Source organism: Vibrio sp. Vb0667, from assembly GCF_033391095.1.
On record NZ_JAWPOL010000269.1, the window covers coordinates 1 to 1,203 of the forward strand.

Below are 1,203 nucleotides of genomic sequence, written 5' to 3' on the forward strand. Positions count from 1 at the left end.
AGCCAAGCCCCTTATCCTTTGTTAGACGCTCCCTGGACACCACTGTTTATTTTGTTCGTCTATCTACTCCATCCTTTGCTTGGGCACATTGCGTTGCTTGGTTCTGTCGTTCTGTTTAGCTTAGGTTTGATCAACGAGTTGATGACGAGAAAGACGATGCAAGAAAGTGAAGTTAGGGCCATTTCTCATATTAGTAGTGCAGAGTTAGCGACACAAAACGCCAACTCTATTTTAGCCATGGGGATGATGAACGCATTTTTAGAGCAGTGGCAATCGCGAGTGCAGAGTGTCAGCGTGCTTGAAGAGCGAGTTGCCGGAAAATCGATTTATATGGCTAACCTTTCTAAGTTTGTTCGTGGCTCTTTGCAAATATTTTTACTCGGCGGTGGTGCATGGTTGGTTATTCAGCATGAAATCACGGCGGGTGCGATGATCGCGAGCTCTATTCTGATGAGCAGGGCATTATCGCCGATGGAGCAAGCGATAGGAACATGGCGCAGCGCGATGTCTGCGCGAATGGCTTATAAACGGTTAAAGGAGATTGATGCGATTGTTCGTCAAGACGAATCTGACATGCCGTTACCTAAACCGAAAGGCCATTATGAGTTAACCGGGCTCACTTACCGTCACCCGGGTGCGACTGAGCCAGTGCTGTCTTCTATCACATTATCAATCCCGCCGGGTGTGTCCGTCGGAGTAATTGGCCCTTCTGGCACTGGCAAATCGACATTTGCTCGCTTATTGCTTGGTAACATTCGGCCTTTAGCTGGAAAGGTGACTTTAGATGGCATGGAAGTGTCGACTTGGGCATCTGAAGATCGAGGTGTTCACGTTGGCTATTTGGCCCAAGAGGTGGAGCTATTTCCAGGAACCATTCGTGAGAACGTCGCGCGTTTTAAAGAAGAAGAGCCAGCGAAGGTGATCAAAGCTGCACAATTAGCGGGTTGTCACGAATTAATCCTCAAAAAGAACAAAGGTTACGACTTCGTTATTGGCGAAAATGGTCGTGGACTGTCGGGTGGTGAACGACAAAGGATTGCGCTAGCACGAGCTGTCTATGGTGATCCTTCTATCGTCGTCTTTGATGAAGCAAACGCCAATCTAGACGGAGAAGGAGAGGCTGCGTATCAGCGTCTTATCGCTTATCTAAAATCTCAGGGCTCAACCATTGTGGTTATCGCCCATAATCCAAGCACATTGAGG

Annotated in this window: 1 protein-coding gene; it reads left to right on the forward strand. The window is 48.0% G+C overall.

Going from position 1 to position 1,203, the window contains the following annotated elements:
- A partial coding sequence (locus tag R8269_RS25185) for a type I secretion system permease/ATPase (protein WP_318222904.1) occupies window positions 1-1,203 on the forward strand: 1,203 nt, incomplete at both ends.